The organism is Gracilimonas sediminicola, assembly GCF_024320785.1.
Taxonomy (GTDB): domain Bacteria; phylum Bacteroidota; class Rhodothermia; order Balneolales; family Balneolaceae; genus Gracilimonas; species Gracilimonas sediminicola.
Genome location: NZ_JANDBC010000001.1, coordinates 1,582,680 through 1,599,041 on the forward strand (window position 1 = coordinate 1,582,680; position 16,362 = coordinate 1,599,041).

The 16,362-nt window shown below is 45.3% G+C and carries 13 protein-coding genes; 3 read left to right on the forward strand and 10 right to left on the reverse strand.

Annotation, left to right across the window (positions count from 1 at the left end):
- Nucleotides 1-2,202 carry a 1,4-alpha-glucan branching protein GlgB gene (gene glgB / locus NM125_RS07195; RefSeq protein WP_255134228.1) on the reverse strand — a complete coding sequence of 734 codons (2,202 nt, stop codon included), beginning with the start codon at nt 2,200-2,202 and terminating at the stop codon, nt 1-3.
- 104 nt (nt 2,203-2,306) lie between these two features.
- Here glgB and NM125_RS07200 point away from each other — a divergent pair, with 104 nt between their 5' ends.
- Nucleotides 2,307-3,533 carry an FtsX-like permease family protein gene (locus tag NM125_RS07200; RefSeq protein WP_255134229.1) on the forward strand — a complete coding sequence of 409 codons (1,227 nt, stop codon included), beginning with the start codon at nt 2,307-2,309 and terminating at the stop codon, nt 3,531-3,533.
- A 100-nt stretch (nt 3,534-3,633) separates the two neighbouring features.
- Here the strand turns inward: NM125_RS07200 and NM125_RS07205 are convergent, their stop codons facing one another.
- Nucleotides 3,634-5,322, reverse strand: coding sequence for a UDP-N-acetylmuramoyl-tripeptide--D-alanyl-D-alanine ligase (locus NM125_RS07205; protein WP_255134230.1), 1,689 nt, complete (start codon nt 5,320-5,322; stop codon nt 3,634-3,636).
- A gap of 151 nt (nt 5,323-5,473) precedes the next feature.
- Between NM125_RS07205 and NM125_RS07210 the strand changes: the two genes are divergently transcribed.
- Nucleotides 5,474-6,478: a sugar nucleotidyltransferase gene (locus tag NM125_RS07210; protein WP_255134231.1), complete on the forward strand. Its 1,005-nt coding sequence runs from the start codon at nt 5,474-5,476 to the stop codon at nt 6,476-6,478.
- A gap of 114 nt (nt 6,479-6,592) precedes the next feature.
- Here NM125_RS07210 and ruvA read toward each other — a convergent pair whose 3' ends face one another.
- From ruvA to dinB, 4 genes are all read right to left on the reverse strand, one after another.
- The gene (gene ruvA / locus NM125_RS07215; RefSeq protein ID WP_255134232.1) at nt 6,593-7,189 is read right to left on the reverse strand and encodes a Holliday junction branch migration protein RuvA; all 597 of its coding nucleotides are present in this window, start codon (nt 7,187-7,189) and stop codon (nt 6,593-6,595) included.
- 119 nt (nt 7,190-7,308) lie between these two features.
- Entirely contained in the window at nt 7,309-7,884 is a 576-nt protein-coding gene (ruvC, locus tag NM125_RS07220) for a crossover junction endodeoxyribonuclease RuvC (RefSeq protein WP_255134233.1), read from the reverse strand.
- Nucleotides 7,885-7,887: 3 nt separating this feature from the next.
- The gene (locus NM125_RS07225) at nt 7,888-8,721 is read right to left on the reverse strand and encodes an enoyl-ACP reductase FabI (protein WP_255134234.1); all 834 of its coding nucleotides are present in this window, start codon (nt 8,719-8,721) and stop codon (nt 7,888-7,890) included.
- A gap of 162 nt (nt 8,722-8,883) precedes the next feature.
- On the reverse strand, nt 8,884-9,969 hold the full coding sequence (gene dinB / locus NM125_RS07230; protein ID WP_255134235.1) for a DNA polymerase IV: 1,086 nt from the start codon (nt 9,967-9,969) through the stop codon (nt 8,884-8,886).
- A gap of 138 nt (nt 9,970-10,107) precedes the next feature.
- Here dinB and NM125_RS07235 point away from each other — a divergent pair, with 138 nt between their 5' ends.
- The gene (locus NM125_RS07235; RefSeq protein WP_255134236.1) at nt 10,108-10,896 is read left to right on the forward strand and encodes a hypothetical protein; all 789 of its coding nucleotides are present in this window, start codon (nt 10,108-10,110) and stop codon (nt 10,894-10,896) included.
- 105 nt (nt 10,897-11,001) lie between these two features.
- On the opposite strand, the gene NM125_RS07240 is transcribed toward NM125_RS07235, so the two are convergent.
- The 4 genes from NM125_RS07240 to NM125_RS07255 form a co-directional block, all read right to left on the reverse strand.
- Nucleotides 11,002-11,625, reverse strand: a complete 624-nt coding sequence (locus tag NM125_RS07240) for a toxin-antitoxin system YwqK family antitoxin (protein ID WP_255134237.1) — start codon at nt 11,623-11,625, stop codon at nt 11,002-11,004.
- Between the two features lie 123 nt (nt 11,626-11,748).
- The gene (locus NM125_RS07245) at nt 11,749-13,356 is read right to left on the reverse strand and encodes a peptide chain release factor 3 (RefSeq protein WP_255134238.1); all 1,608 of its coding nucleotides are present in this window, start codon (nt 13,354-13,356) and stop codon (nt 11,749-11,751) included.
- A gap of 281 nt (nt 13,357-13,637) precedes the next feature.
- The gene (locus tag NM125_RS07250) at nt 13,638-14,369 is read right to left on the reverse strand and encodes a hypothetical protein (RefSeq protein WP_255134239.1); all 732 of its coding nucleotides are present in this window, start codon (nt 14,367-14,369) and stop codon (nt 13,638-13,640) included.
- Between the two features lie 121 nt (nt 14,370-14,490).
- Nucleotides 14,491-16,353 carry a glycoside hydrolase family 13 protein gene (locus NM125_RS07255; RefSeq protein WP_255134240.1) on the reverse strand — a complete coding sequence of 621 codons (1,863 nt, stop codon included), beginning with the start codon at nt 16,351-16,353 and terminating at the stop codon, nt 14,491-14,493.
- Nucleotides 16,354-16,362 lie beyond the last annotated feature (9 nt).

The window sequence follows — 16,362 nt, forward strand, 5'->3', positions numbered from 1 at the left end:
TTAACTCTTTGGTTTTAAAATTACACCGGCCAGGGGTGGTATGGTGATTGAAATGTTGGCTTTTTGGTTATGCCAGTCTCCCCACTCAGCATGTATTTTGTTGTCTCCGGCATTACTGCCTCCGTAAAATTCTGAGTCGCTGTTAATCAGCACTTCGTATTCTCCTGCATGGGGAACCCCAATTTTATATCCATAATGAACAGTGGGGGTAAAGTTAAGAATCACGACCACAAAATTTTCAGGATCTTTTGCACGGCGAACAAACGAAATAATGCTGTTGTCGGCATCACTGATATCAATCCATTCGAAGCCGCGCCAGTCAAAATCAACTTCATGGAGCGCCTTCTCTTCTTTATTGATGCCATTTAAATCCTTAATCAAAAGCTGAACGCCCTGATGCTTTTCCCATTCCAGCAGGTGCCAGTCAAGCGAGCGCGACTCACTCCATTCTGCCCACTGTGCGAATTCACATCCCATAAATAACAGGTTTTTTCCGGGATGTGTGTACATATACAAATAAATGAGCCGGAGATTTGCAAACTTCTGCCAGTCGTCGCCGGGCATTTTGGCAAGCATAGACTGTTTCATATGCACTACTTCATCGTGAGAAAAAGGAAGAGTGAAGTGCTCTGAAAAAGCATAGATCAACGAAAAGGTAAGTTGATCCTGGTGGTATTTTCGGAAAATAGGGTCCTTCTCAATGTAGGAAAGAGTGTCATTCATCCACCCCATGTTCCACTTAAAATCGAAGCCGAGTCCGCCGGTTTCCGTTGGCCTCGAAACGCCTCCCCAAGATGTGGATTCTTCAGCAAAAGTAATAACTCCGGGAAAATGATGGTGAACGGAGTCATTAAAGTTCCTCAAAAAATCGATGGCCTCAATATTTTCCCGCCCACCGTATTGGTTGGGAACCCACTCGCCTTCATCGCGGGAGTAGTCCAGGTATAACATGGAGGCAACGGCATCAACCCGAAAGCCATCAATGTGAAATTTTTCGCACCAGTAAATGGCGTTTGAAATCAAAAAGTTTTGAACCTCGGTGCGCCCGTAATTAAAAATGCAGGTTCCCCAGTCTTTGTGTTCACCTTTGCGGGGATCATCATGTTCAAAAAGGCCGGTGCCATCAAAACGGCGAAGGCCATGATCGTCTTTAGCAAAGTGAGCGGGAACCCAGTCTATAATCACACCAATGTCATTCTGGTGGCACAGGTCTACTAAATACATGAAGTCTTCAGGAGTGCCAAAGCGACTGGTGGGCGCGTAATAACCGGTAATCTGATATCCCCAGGAAGGGTCGTAAGGGTGCTCGGCAACCGGGAGCAGTTCAACATGGGTGTACCCTAAATCTTTGAGATATGGAACCAGTTGGTCGGCCGTTTCCCGGTAGCTTAAAAAGTCGGGGTCCTCACCTACTTTACGTTTCCAAGAACCAATATGCATCTCGTAGATAGTGATGGGCTGATTCGGCGCTTGTTTTTCCTGCCGAGATTTGAGCCACTTTTCATCGCTCCAGCTGTAGCTGTCAATATCTGTAACAATAGAGGCTGTTCCCGGGCGCAGTTCAGAATAGAAAGCAAAAGGATCCGATTTTTTCAGCGGGGGATCCTGAACGGGAGTTTTAATTTCGTATTTGTAGTAGTCCCCTTCTGTAACATGGGGAATGAAAATCTCCCAGATTCCCTGGTCATGAAATTTTCGCATTCGGTGAACCCGGCCATCCCAGCCGTTAAACTCACCTATTACACTAACGCGATCGGCGCTGGGAGCTGTAACAACAAAATGAGTTCCATCCACCCCTTCAATAGTTCGCTGATGGGCCCCCATAAATTCGTACGCTTGGTGGTGATTTCCTTCACCCCAAAGCTGTAAGTCAAAATCACTTATTAAAGAGTCGAACTGATAAGCATCAGTAATGGTAAATTTTTTGCCTTTATGAGGTACAATCTCCAGCTCATAATTAAACTTATTTTTTCTGCGGGCAAAAACGCGCTCAAATAATCCCTTGTCCGAAATACGATCCATTTCATATTTCTTCTTGCCTATAATAATGGTAGCTGATTTGGCTTCGGGACGAAAGGCTCGCAACACCAATTTGGTTCTACCGTCAATGTCAGCCTCATGAAGTCCAAGTACGGAGAAGGGATCGCCGTGGGATCCATCAGATATTGATGCAATAATTTCTTTTGTAAGCGTTGAACCCATTGGTATTTTTGAATTCGAAAAGGGCGTTAAAGATACTAAAACTTTAACAAATGTCTGTCTTCATTTAAAGTGCTTTCAATTGCTTGATTCTATATTTTGTGCCTATGAAGAATTCCGGATTTATTGCTCGGCGGTACCTGTTTTCCCGAAAACATATTTCGCTGATTTCCACCCTTACCTTTATCAGTATCACCGGTATTACCATTGGCACGGCTCTTTTAATTGTGGTTTTGTCGGTTTTCAACGGGTTTTTTGATGTGATAAAAAACTTCCTGCTCTCCTACGATCCGGATGTAAGAATAGAAGCTTCAGGGGCAGCTACCTTCGCACAAAATCAGGAAATGATGGAGCAAATAAAGGCACTTCCTGAGGTGCGGGTACTCTCTCCATATGTTGAAGGAAAGGCGCTGTTGGCTTTGGAAGGGGTTCAAAACGAAGTGGTGGATGTGAAAGGTGTGGAGCGGGATCTTTTCTTTCAGCTGGTGGATATAGAAGAAAGCATTACCACCGGTGTTTTTGATATTTCTGTTCGGGATCGCACGCCGGGTATTATCGTGCATGAAGAACTAAAAAACCGGCTGAGGCTGAATATCGGGGAAGATATTGCCCTGCTGAGTGCCGCCGGGATGAAGAATGCACTCACGCAAATCACGGTTCCGCAAACCTATCGCTTTGACCTTCGCGGGGCGTATTTTTTACAGCAAGTAGCGGGCGGACCAAAAGTGTTTGTAGATATTGAAGCAGCAAAGCGATTGTTCCGTGCCCGTAACGAGATTACCGGCATCGATATTAAACTTCACAGCAATGAGAAAGCTGAGGGTGTTAAGAAAGAACTACAAGCTATGCTGGGGGATGATTTTGAGATTTCAACCTGGTACGATCTTCAAAAACCGCTGTACGATGTAATGTACCTGGAGAAGTGGGGCTCCTTTGTAATCTTAATTCTTATTGTGATTGTGGCCGTGCTGAACATCATCGGCTCCCTTACCATGATTGTGATTCAAAAGCAGCGGGATATCGGCATCCTTATGTCGATGGGATACAGCAAAGCAGGCATCAAATCAATTTTCAGAAAACAGGGATTATACATCGGACTAATTGGCTGCGGAATTGGCGGGGCGCTGGGCTTACTGCTGAGCTGGCTGCAAATGAATTATGGATTGGTGAAGCTTTCCTCTGCATTTATCATTGATGCTTATCCCGTGCAGGTCAGTCCTTTGGATGTGATTATTATTTTAGTTGCCAGTTTATTGCTGTGCATTTTGGCGAGCTGGTATCCGGCGCACCGGGCGTCGCAGGTTCAGCCCGCGGATGCGGTTAGGTATGAGTAGGAAATTATAAATTAGAAATGTTGAATTATGAATTTGGAATGACCCTGAAAGATAAGATTAGTCCTCCAATTCATAATTATTAACTCAACATTTCTAATCCCTACTCATTATACACATCAGGGAGGTCGTTTTCGTAGAGGATGATATCTCCGGCGCGGGCATGTTTTTGGACAAGTTCGTTCGCCTCAAACAGGGTGTTCACTAAGCGGACATTCATCGCGGTGCTGTCAAAGCTTTTGATGCCTTCCAGAATGGGTTTGGCTCTCTCTTCCCCCACCAAAACAACCAAATCCAGGTTAGCCTTGCCAATGGTTTCGCCGAATTTCCTGTTTTCCTCTTCTTCAATCTCACCCAGCTCCACCATTCCCGGAGTGATGATAATGCGCTGGCCGGAATTAAACTGACTCAGGATTTCCACCGCATTTTTTGCCCCAACCGGATTTGAATTAAAAGCATCATCAATGACATAAAGGTCGCCCTGTTTTTTGAGCTCAAGGCGATGCTCTACGGGTTCAATCTTTGCCGCAGCAAGAGCCATGGTTTTCAGGCGCAAGCCAAAGTGATGCGCCACCCCTACAGCCAGTAATAAGTTTTGAACATTGTGGGCGCCCAGCAGTTGGGTTTGAAAGCGCTCGGTTTCACCCTCTATCTCAACATCAAATTCCATTCCGGAGGTGTCGTACAAAATGTTGGAGCCGTGAATTTCACCGCTGTTCAATCCGGCTAAAATACGAGTGATTTCAGCCCGCCCGGCCCCCATTTTGGAAACCCGGGGATCGTCCGCATTCAGGATGGCAGTATCTCCCGCAACCAGGTTATCAACCAGAGTTCCTTTTTCGCGGGCAATAACATCCTGCGAGCCAAAAGTTTCTAAATGCGCAACTCCAACATTGGTAACAACAGAAATATCTGGCTTGGCAATATCACACAACTCCTGAATATTTCCTTCGTACCGGGCTCCCATTTCAAGGATAAGTATCTGGTGATGCGATTGAAGGTCGTTATTAATGACTTTGCAAATTCCCATCGGGGTGTTGTAGCTGCCGGGTGTTGAGCAGACGTTGAAGCGCTCTTTCAGTAAATCCCGAATCATGAACTTGGTGCTGGTTTTGCCGTAGCTGCCGGTGATGGCAATCACTTTTAGATCGGGCATGGAAGCCAGTTTGCGGCGGGCCTGTTTTTTGAAGCCGTTTTGAATAAAATGCTCAATGGGTTTGGTAATCAGTCCGGCCACGAAAAGGAAAAAGGGAACGATCATAGCGCCAAAAGCCCAGCCGAATACAAGGATGGTCAGGTCAAAACGCTGAAGCCCGGAAAAATAATTGGGTAGCTGCACATCCAGAAAAGGAAGCATTCCGGTAAAACCCAGGTAGGTAAAAAGAACCGGGAAGAAGCTGCAAAAAAGCACGTATGGAATCATCAGCCGGATAACCCTTGGGGTAAACACCAGCGGCTTCTTCACCTTTTCAGGCTTGTAGTTAGAAACCGACCCAAACCAAAAATAGCTGACCACAAAAAAGAAAACAGCCAGCGAAGAGTAAGTGAACGTGTCAAGAAACCATCCATCAAACCAGATAAAAATAAAGATGAATACATTAAGAACGGCGATGTTTGCCGGGATCACTTTTTCGTCCCAATGACTTTTCATCCACTGCCAGAACTCGTTGTTTTTATATCCCACCTGCTGATAGGTGTGCAGGAAAAAGCGCATCCTATACCAGGTATATCGCAAAAAAATGAGGCAGAACAGAACAGCGCCGGCATCAAGAAGTGTATAGTACCAGTTCAATATGTTTGGTTTTAGTTAGTTATGCAGATGATATGATATTCAGGGGCATTAACAAGAGGTTATCATCAAAACAGAAAGTCGAAATTGGTTGATAACCCCCCTATATTCACCGCCACTAAATTAAATTGTTTCAAGTAACGCAGCCAAATATATGAAATTAATTATCCCAATGGCCGGACGTGGAACTCGTGTTCGTCCTCATTCTCATACCGTGCCCAAGCCCCTTCTGCCTGTTGCGGGAACCATGATTATAGAACGCATTATAGAGACGTTTAACCGCACCCTGGATCGCGACATCACCGAGATTGTGTTTATTCTGGGGCCTGATTTCGGGGAAAATATCAAACAGCCGCTGCGCGAAATGAGTGCCCGCCACAAAGCGAAGCCCATTTTTGAAGTACAGGCCGAGGCTTTAGGAACCGCCCATGCCGTTGCCTGTGCAAGCGATCACCTGGATGGTGAGGTTATCATCGCCTTTGCAGATACTATTTTTGACAGCGAAGAACCCTTTGAGTTGGGTGATGCCGACAGTGTGATCTGGCTTAAGAAAGTTGAAGATCCATCCCGATTTGGAGTAGCCGTGTATGAAGGTGATACCATTACCGGGTTTGTGGAGAAGCCGAAAGAATTTATCTCTGACTTAGCCATTATCGGGGTGTATTATTTCAAGAGCGGTAAGGCCCTGAAAGAGAAAATCGATAAGGTTATCGGTGATGATATGCGCGGCCCGGGCGGAGAGTATTTCCTGACCGCAGCCCTTGATATGATGATTAAAGAAGGCAAAGTATTTAAAACAGCCACGGTTGATGAATGGCTGGATTGCGGAACGCTTCCGGCCTGGCTGGAAACTACAGGCATCATCACCGAAAAAGAATTTGACGGAGTAGATGAAAGTAAATATCCCGGATCAACCATTATTCCGCCGGTGTTTATTGGGGAAGATGTGCAAATTGAGAACAGCACCGTGGGTCCCAGGGTGAGCATTGAAGCCAACACGGTGATTAAGAACTCAAAAATTGAAAACACCATTATCCGGGATCATGCCACGCTGGAAGATGTAGAAACGGAAGGCTCAACGATAGGCGCCCATACGCATCTCAAGAATGTGAAGGGCAAAGTGGATGTGGGAGATCACAGTGCGCTGGATATGGAATAGAGGTAAAACCATATTCTGATAAATTAAAAGCCCCGGATTGCCGGGGCTTTTTTATGTTCCAAAGAAAAACAATTTTCTGTACAGACAGTGAATTAAACTTATTAACCAGCCTTTCTATTTGTTCAAGCTGGCAAGGGCTTTCTTAATGATTACTGAAGGATCATCACTGCCGGTGTTTTTGATGGCTTTGAGAACCGCTTGTTCGGATTCTTTTTTCTTGAAGCCCAATGATTCAAGGGCCGATATAGCTTCTCCGGTTACCCCTGCTTCTTTCGATCCGGTTGGAGTTACTCCGGCTGAAACAGCATACTCAGCCAGTTTGTCTTTCAGTTCCACAATAATGCGTTCGGCTGTTTTCTTTCCAATTCCCGGCACTTTGGAGAGGGTGGCTGCATCGGAGCCGGTAATTGCACCAATAAGCTGATCGGCGGGAAGGCCTGAAAGGATCGTTAAGCCAAGCTTTGGTCCCACCCCCTTCACGGTAATCAATTTTTCAAAAAGAGCTTTTTCATCGGTTGAAAAGAACCCAAAAAGTCGCTCATCACTGTCAGTGATATGATGGTAGGTTAGTAATTTTACTTCTGAGCCGGCGCTTTCCAGCTGTTCCTGGGTGATAGAGGAAATCTCAACCCGGTAGCCTACGCCCTGAACGTCGAGCACTACAACGCCGTCTTTCTTTTCTTCGATGTACCCTTTTAAAAATGCGATCATCTTCTATAATTATTTCTTTAATCGATAATGAGGTTCCCACTTTCGGGGGAATGACGGTTTTGGGTTATGGTTAGTCTTCATCGTAAAGCAAAGATAGTTCAAGCGTCCGCTTGGACGAATTAAAGCCCTTTCACCCGGTCCGGGTTATCCTGCACAAAACTGGCCCAATCCCCTTTTTTGTTGTTTTGATGCGTTTTCTTTTTAGCTGAACCGGGAATACCCTGCCCTTTCATTAAATGACACCAGGCTACAGCCAAAGCATCCGTGGCATCATTGGATAGTTTCTCATCCGGCAGCTTTACCATTTTATTCAGCATAAAGGCCACCTGCTCTTTGCTGGCGTTTCCGTTTCCGGTAATCGATTTTTTCACCACTTTTGGGAAATACTCGGTTACTTCCCGGCCGGAATTTTTAATGGCCAGCATGGCGGCCGCCTGGGCTCTTCCCAGCTTCAGCATCGCCATGGGATCAACTCCATAAACCGGGGTTTCAACCGCACAGGAAGTGGGCTGGTTAGACCGGATGATTCCGGAAACCTGGTCAAATATCACCTGTAATCGCTCGGCATGATCATCAATATCGGCCATTCGGATTACATCACACCGCAAGGCGATCAGTTTTCCGTTTTCTTCCGTCAACAACGCATAGCCAGTGTTTCGGGAGCCGGGATCAATACCGAGGATTATATCAGGCATAAATTATTCGTCGTCGTTTGAATACAGCTTGGCGAGGTCATCAATCATTTCCTCAGAAATACCAGCGGTCACAAAACCACCGTCATGGTACAGGTTCTGCATGGTTACTTTGCGGGTCAGGTCTGAGAATAAAGTCACACAGTAATCGGCACATTCATCGGCAGATGGATTCCCCATAGGAGCAATTTTCTCTGCAAAGGTGTACATGCCGTCAAATCCTTTAATGCCGGTTCCGGCCGAAGTTTTGGTAGGTGCTTGGGAAACGGTGTTTACACGAATGCCGCGATCTGCCAGTCGGCTGCCATAGTTTCGGGCAATGCTTTCCAGCAGTGCCTTAGCATCGTTCATATCCGAATACTTGGAGAAAATACGCTGCGCCCCGATATAAGAAAGAGCCACAACACTTCCGCCATCATTCAAAATCTCGGATTTCTCGGCGTGGTGCAGCACCCGGTGCAGCGAAATGGCTGAAACATCCAGCGTTTGCTGATACCAATTATAATTTAGATCCGTGTATTCTTTTTTCTTGCGAACATTGGGGGACATCCCGATAGCATGCAGGATAAAATCAACACCGCCCAAGTGTTCTTTGGTTTTGGTCATCAGCTCTTCAATTTCATCATCGTTGGTTACATCACAGGGGATGATGGGGGCATCGGTTTCTTCCCCGAGCTTATCCAAAGCACCAAGCCGTAATGCAATGGGGGCATTTGATAGTACGAAGTCAGCTCCTTCTCGTTTACAGGCCAGGGCGATTCTCCAGGCGATGCTTCGATCGTCCAGCGCTCCGAATATGATTCCTTTTTTTCCTTTTAGTAGTCCGTAACCGTCACTCATTTTCTGTTAATTTCTTTGGGTTGATTGTAGTGTGGTGAAATTCACGATTATCTTGGTAAAATGATAGTGTGGAAAGTGTTTGCGTTTGGATGTGTTATAGTGTTAACGGGCTAAAGTGCCCATTAAATTACTTTAGCCCGTTAACACTATAACACGGAAACACTACAAAGAAAGCTCCAATTGCTCGTACACGGTTTTCTCATTCAGGTTTAAATTTGACAACGTGATACCCAGCAAACGCACCGGTCGACTTCCCACTTCGGTTTCCTCCAGCAGCTTTCGCACTACTTCGGTGATGTCGGTATAACGATTGGTATAATGTGGCAGTGAATAACTCCGGGTAATGGTATCAAAATTTTTATAGCGGACTTTAAGAGTGATGGTCTTTCCGGCAGCATTTATCTTCTTCATCCCCTCAGAGATGGTTTGCGCCAGCTCGTCCAGGAAATTATGAATCCACTCCAGGCTGTCGATATCTTCAGAAAAGGTTCGCTCCTTGCCATACGATTTTCGAACGCGATGTGGCTTTACCTCACGATGATCAATCCCCCGAACAATCCGGTAATAGAACCGTCCGGATTTTCCGAAAGCTTTAACCAGATCAATTTCACTCCACTCTTTTAAGTCAGCCCCGGTCTTAATACCCACGGCATGCATTTTTTTCTGTGTCGCCTTACCCACTCCAAAAAACTGTTTGATATCCAGCTCTTCCAGAAAAGCTTCAGCTTTATCAGGAGTAATTAAGGTAAGTCCGTTTGGCTTGTTGATGTCGGAGGCGACTTTGGCCAGAAACTTATTATGTGCCACCCCCGCCGAAGCTGTTAATTTGGTGACTTCATAGATCTTTTCCTTAATCTCTTTAGCAATTAATGTGGCTGAGGGAATCCCCTTGTGGTTTTCGGTTACATCCAGAAAGGCTTCATCCATAGAAAGGGGTTCCACTAAATCGGTGTATTCAAAGAAGATTTCGCGGATTTGCCGGGAGGCTTTTTTGTAGGCGTCAAAATTAGCTTTTACAAAAATACCGTGCGGACAAAGTCGGATTGCCTGAGAAGCGGGCATTGCCGAGTGAACACCAAATTTCCGGGCTTCATAACTGGCGGTAGCTACAACTCCGCGCCCGCTGGGTGAGCCTCCCACAATCACCGGCTTCCCCCACAAATCGGGATTGTCCCGCTGCTCAACGGCGGCATAAAAAGCATCCATATCAACATGGATAATCTTGCGGATGGGAATTTCAGAGCTCATAACATAAATTACACATATGCACTCATATTAAAAAGCGTTTAATTTCTTTAAACCGAAAGAGAGGCATCGATTTGGAGGAACAATTACTCCCCACAATCCATTTAAAAGAATGAACTGAAAACAATGAAAATATTAATCATGAAATTTTTGACACCTAAGTCCATACTAAGCACACTAATTGTAGCGCTAATTGTATTTAGCACCGGTTGCCTGGATAATCCCACAGGTAATGATGATGACAAGGATATCGTTTACTCCCACGCAGAAAATCCGGGCCATTCTGCCAATGATTTTCTTTCGGGAGAAACATTCACTTCTCTGGAAGTAGAAATCGATTACATGCAGGGCTATGCACCCAATGCCGAGGCGGTGGATAGTCTTGAGGCGTTTTTAGAGCAACGACTAAATAAACAATCAGTTGTAATAAAAGAGCCGACGGAGATTCCGGCAGTAGGTCAGTCTTCATATACCGCAAGCGAAATCCGAGCGCTGGAAGAAGAGCATCGTGATGAATTTACATCCGTTGAAGACGGCACCCTCCGAGCTTATATGATTATTGTAGACGGCGAGTTTGAGAGTGGGAACGTGCTGGGTATTGCTTACTACAATACTTCAAATGCCTTTTTTGGAGCGACTTATGAAGAAGTGAGTGGCGGGTTCAATCAGCCCTCAAGAAGATTGACAGAGTCTGTCTCTTATCGCCATGAATTCGGACACTTGTTTGGACTGGTAAATATTCCCGGATCAGGAACTGAAATGCAGACCAACCATCAGGATACGGAGCACGGACGTCACTGTGATAATGACAGCTGCCTGATGTATTATGCCATGGAAAATGCAGGTGTATTCGGTCAGTTTTTAGGAGAACAAATTCCTCCGCTTGATGCAAACTGCATCGCCGACTTACAAGCCAACGGTGGCAAGTAAGTTGTAGAGAACATCGAACAAGGAACATCCAACTTCGAACACTTTAAGTTGGATGTTCGGCGTTCGAAGTTATTTGCCTTGCTTGAACTTTAAATTATCAAGTAACTAAAGTTCTTTCTGTGAGATCAGTAAACCCTCGTTATACTCTATTTCTCCCCTTTTACTTCCATCCTCGTTATAAATTAAAACCGTTCCATGATATAGATTATCATCGTTCAATGGTATTACGGTTTTGATATTCCCATTTTTGAAATATTTGGTTTCAGCAAAATGCTCATAGCTTGCTATCACATCACCATTCTGATTGAATACATCTCCGAAGCCCTCTTTAAAAGTCATTTTTAGTGTGCCATCTTTAAACCAGGCCCGGCTTTCAATTTCCTCATTCTTATCAAAGCGGGCAAGAAATGCAGGTTGTCCATCGGCATAAAAACTTTCGATGCGTACCATGTAACCATTTTCTATAGTCCACTTTCCGGTTTCACCGTTTTCATACTTTTTTGAATGGGTTCCCGTGTACGGCTCTTTTGAGTCTGGATCAAATAATCGATAGGGAAAGTTATAACCTCTGACAGATATGGTTTGACTACCAATATTATGTTTATTGGTGTATTCAGCCAGCAAAGTCACCTCATCAGTGAGAGAATAAGGGTGATACTTTCCAGTGTTTTGCATGCAGGAAGCAGATAGTAAAATTACAGATACAGCAAAAATAATTAGCTCTCTCATATGTCTAAGGTAATTTAGGTGATTAGTGAATAACCTAAATACATATGAAATAGTCAACTAACGTACATCGTAGCAGCACCCAACATGATACATTAAATGTTGAGTGTTCCTTGTTCGACGTTCTTATCCTTGTTTGAACTTGAATAGGTTTTCTTTGCCGACCTTTTCTTCGCCTTGTGAAAGGGCATACTGAGAATCGAACAGTACAATAGGGTTTTCTTCCATGTCTTTCGTGACGTGGGTGGAGTAACTGGCTTCCAGTTTTTCAATCACATCATCCCGGTCGTTGGGCAACCAGCGGGCACAGTGATAGGATACCGGGGTTTTGATGAGCTCAACCCCATATTCAGTCAGCATGCGGTGTTCTACCACTTCAAATTGAAGTACACCCACTGTTCCCAGCAGCAGCTCATTTCCTACTCCGTTTGGCACTTCAAAGACGTGAACCACCCCTTCTTCAGAAAGCTGTTTCAGACCTTCTCTAAGCTGTTTTCGCTTGAAAGGATCTTTAGTGGCTACTTTCTGAAAATGCTCCGGGGTAAAGAGGGGGATTACATCAAACTTAACTTCATTCTTTTCAAAAATAGTAGTTCCGATACGGAATGAACCGGGGTTGAAAATAGATACGATATCACCGGGATAAGCATCTTCCAGCAGCTGGCGGTCATCGCCCATCAAAGTATGGGGGGTCGACATCTTCACTTTCTTGCCGTTTCCGGCGATGGTTACCTGCTGTCCGCGCTCGAATCTACCGGAAGCCACACGGATAAAAGCGGCGCAGTCGCGGTGATCTGGATTCATGTTGGCTTGCATCTTAAAGATGAAGCCGGAGAAGCCGTCGTTTAAATCACGGGCCACACCGTCGGGTGTTTTGTATTGCTGTGGGTGCGGGGCAAGCTGATGGAAGTAGTTAAGAAACACATCCAGCCCGAAGTTGTGCAGGGCCGATCCAAAAAATACCGGCGTTACTTTACCGGTTGCATAAGCTTCCCGATCCATGTTTTCGTACATGTCGTCAATCAGCATCACCTCTTCTTCGAAGGCTTCCTTTTCCACGCTCGACATGGACGAAGCTTCAATAGCATCTTCCAGATCAAGAACTTCCGTGACGGCCTTTTTGGCTCCGTGTTCCGTCTTTTGATACATGTGTACTTTCTTCTCAATCACATCATAGATGCCCTGGAATTTCTGTCCGTAGCCCATAGGCCAGCTGGCTGGCACGGCTTCAATCCCCAGCTTATTCTCGATGTTGCTGAGAATTTCCAATGGCTCCATCCCGGGGCGGTCACATTTATTCACAAAGGTGATTACCGGCACTTCCCGAAGCTTACATACTTCAAATAATTTCTCGGTTTGCTCCTCCACGCCTTTGGCTACGTCAATCACCATCAGGCCGGAGTCGGCAGCTACCAAAGTTCGGAGCGTATCTTCAGAAAAATCTTTGTGACCCGGTGTATCCAGCAGGTTGTATTTGATGCCTTCTTTCTCAAACCGGAGTACGGATGATGTTACTGAGATACCACGCTCCTGCTCTATCGACATCCAGTCGGAAGCGGCGTGCCGGGTAGCTTTTCTCGCACGGATAGATCCCGCCTCGTGCAGCGCTCCACCATACAGCAACAGCTTTTCAGTGAGGGTGGTTTTACCTGCATCCGGGTGGGATATAATGGCGAAGGTTCGTCGCTTTTTCGCCTCTTTGATGATGTTTGATTCGGCTGTGGCCGTGCTCATAGTACTTTTTGACTGCTTGATTAAGCTTTAAAGATACGGCCTTTTGCGTGAAGTTTGTAGTGAATGATTTTCGGAATAAGTGATGTGGTGATAGGGTGAAATGGTGATGTGGTGGAGGGGATGATAAGTATGCCCGGTGCTTGAGACTGATTGAGCCTCGTGCCGGACGCTCTGCGTCGGCACGAAGACTTACCGGGCAGGATTTGCTTTCCTTTTCCACAGATTGACTGGGAAAGTAGTGAAAATTTAAAACCGGTAATACAAGTTCAATATAGGGTCAATCAATTCAGATAATCACTCAAATCGAGCGTAAAGGTTTTTCCAAAAGTTCTTCCTTCAGCTTTAATTTCTATATAACCATGATATACGCTTTGAAGGGTATCATTCTCAGGCACAAAATAATGCTCGTTATCAGATCCGGAATGATTTTTCAGATTATAGATAAACTTATTTTGTTCACGAAGAACGTTAAGATCGAGAGTAGGAGTAAGAGTTAGCCAGGAGCTGAAGTTCGTATAGTTCATATTCTCAACCAATGGTGAATAATGTGTGAGTAATCTAACTCTGGGGAATTCAGGGTCAACATCTAAGATTTCAACACGCTCAATTCTTCCGGTTGGAGGGAAAACCACTCTTTGTCGACCTCGTTCAACAGGCTCTTCAATTACCGTGATATTTATAGGAAGAAAAACGGAATGAAGATCGTTGGAATCATTTCTTCTAATATCAGCACTGCCTACAATAGCTCCTGTAAATTGCCCGGTTTTTTTGCCGATTATAAAGACATAGTCTTTCTGCCGATAAAATTCGACATTCTGTGAATTAGTGATAAATGTTTCTAAATAGGGTTCTGTTCTGAGGTTCCCTTCACAACCATAATCATAGTCCCAATAGGGATCAGTATTAAAAAACACAGTATCTCCTAAAGTAACATATTGTTCAGGTACAGGAGAAGTGGATACAGAACCAATATCTGAGTTCAAAAATATATAACCGCACTCTAAAGCATCCACCACAAAACACCCCGGAAGAAAAAGCACAATCAGCAGTAAATAGACAGCTCTCAACATCTTTTACCTCTCTGTTTTTTCAGAATGTAATTAAAATGAGGTAAATAAGGAACTTAGACCGTAATTATCTCAGCTCCCAAACACCGGTTGTTTTACCTGACACTTCGAAATCACCGGAAACGTCTATTTTTTCTCCTGAAACCACATTTACACCATGTTCAAAACCATTTAGAATTTCGGCAAAGCGAGTGCGGTTAAAAGTATAAGGCTCTTCATTGGCATTCATGACCACCATCACGGTTTGCTTTTCGTGAACCCGGAAATAGACGTAGGTATTATTTTCGGGCACAAAATGAACAAGCCGCCCTTCATGAATGGCTGCAGCATCTTTTCGCCAGGTGGTTAGTTCACTGATCCAATCCAGGATCTCATTCTCCTTGTCGGTTCGGCCTTTTTCGGTAAATACGCTGCGGTCGTCATCGGGCCAGCCGCCGGGCATGGTTTGTCGCCAGGCCTCATCATCACCACCCCTGTTTTCGTGCCCCATCATCAGTTCTGTGCCATAGTAAACCTGTGGAATTCCCCGTGTGGTCATCAAAAAAGCATAGGCCATTTTGAAATAGTCCTCATCTTTCCCCACCGTTTCGTAAATGCGGCCCATATCGTGGTTATCCAGGAAGTTTACGTTCAGCATGGGGTCGGCATACACAAAATCCTGAGACAGCACGTAATACAATTTGCTTAGTCCGTTCAGCCATCCAAAGTCTTCATTAAAGGCCTGACGGATGGCATTGGCAATTTGGAAATCGGTTACGCTGGGAAGGTTTGAATCATAGCCATCATCCACACCGGGCTCATCGTATTGCCAGTAGGCTTCAGCAGGAACGGTGTTCACCCATGATTCTCCCACAATGTTAAAATTGGGATAGGCTTCCAGCACTTCTTTCGCCCAGCGCGCCATATACTGCTGGTCGGGATACACGTAGGTATCCATGCGGATGCCATCGATTCCGGAGTACTCAATCCACCAGATGGTGTTTTGAATCAGGTAATCAGCCAGCAACTCATTCTTCTGATTCAGGTCGGGCATTTCCTTCACAAACCATCCATTCATCAGTTTGTCAGAGTCGTATTCCGAGGCATAAGGGTCGGAGGCCACGGCTCCCCGAAAATTCGTAGTTCCGTATTCTTCGATATCATGTACCCAGTCGGAAGTCGGCAAATCATCCATCCACCAGTGCCGGTCGCCAATGTGGTTGTGAATCATATCCATGATCACTTTCATGTCTTTTTGGTGAGCTTCTTCCACCAGCTTTTTATACTCCTCGTTGCTTCCATAACGGCGGTCAACCCGGTACAAGTCGGTGGCGGCATAACCGTGATAAGCCCCGTATTCGGCAGCCATATCATTTTCGATAATTGGCGTGAACCAAATGGCGGTCATCCCTAAATCTTTGATGTAATCCAGGTGATCCATCACCCCCTGAATATCCCCGCCCTGCCTACGTTCGGGGTTAGATCGGTCGGCTGCTTCCAGCAGTCCTTCTACGCTGTCATTAGATGGATCTCCATTGGCAAAGCGGTCGGGCATCATCAGGTAAATAACATCGGAGGCATCAAAGCCCTGGTGGCGACCTTCCTGAGACTCCCGGGTTTTCAGTTCGTAGTTCAAGGTGATGCTTTTCCCATCCCGGGTTAAAGTGATGGGCATGGTTCCGGCTCTGGCATCCTCCGAAATATCAAAATAGAGGAAGAGGTAATTAGGAGAATCAACAGCATACTGAGCGGTAATTTCCACGCCGGGATATTCAACGGATGCGCGGTAGTGACCCAGCTCCTCTCCGTACAGCTGAAGCTGGAGTTCATTAACCGGCATTTCTACCCACCAGAAAGGCGGGTCAACAATCTGAATTTCTTGTGGAGTCTGAGCCTGAGCAAGTATTGATAAAAGGAACAGGAACAGAAAAAGGGAACAAATTTTCTTCATGATGAATAG

Excerpts from the sequence above, each read along its gene's own strand:
- glgB (WP_255134228.1), bottom strand. The coding sequence starts at position 2,202 with ATGGGTTCAACGCTTACAAAAGAAATTATTGCATCAATATCTGATGGA.
- NM125_RS07200 (WP_255134229.1), top strand. The coding sequence starts at position 2,307 with ATGAAGAATTCCGGATTTATTGCTCGGCGGTACCTGTTTTCCCGAAAA.
- NM125_RS07210 (WP_255134231.1), top strand. The coding sequence starts at position 5,474 with ATGAAATTAATTATCCCAATGGCCGGACGTGGAACTCGTGTTCGTCCT.
- ruvA (WP_255134232.1), bottom strand. The coding sequence starts at position 7,189 with ATGATCGCATTTTTAAAAGGGTACATCGAAGAAAAGAAAGACGGCGTT.
- ruvC (WP_255134233.1), bottom strand. The coding sequence starts at position 7,884 with ATGCCTGATATAATCCTCGGTATTGATCCCGGCTCCCGAAACACTGGC.
- NM125_RS07225 (WP_255134234.1), bottom strand. The coding sequence starts at position 8,721 with ATGAGTGACGGTTACGGACTACTAAAAGGAAAAAAAGGAATCATATTC.
- dinB (WP_255134235.1), bottom strand. The coding sequence starts at position 9,969 with ATGAGCTCTGAAATTCCCATCCGCAAGATTATCCATGTTGATATGGAT.
- NM125_RS07235 (WP_255134236.1), top strand. The coding sequence starts at position 10,108 with ATGAAATTTTTGACACCTAAGTCCATACTAAGCACACTAATTGTAGCG.
- NM125_RS07240 (WP_255134237.1), bottom strand. The coding sequence starts at position 11,625 with ATGAGAGAGCTAATTATTTTTGCTGTATCTGTAATTTTACTATCTGCT.
- NM125_RS07245 (WP_255134238.1), bottom strand. The coding sequence starts at position 13,356 with ATGAGCACGGCCACAGCCGAATCAAACATCATCAAAGAGGCGAAAAAG.
- NM125_RS07255 (WP_255134240.1), bottom strand. The coding sequence starts at position 16,353 with ATGAAGAAAATTTGTTCCCTTTTTCTGTTCCTGTTCCTTTTATCAATA.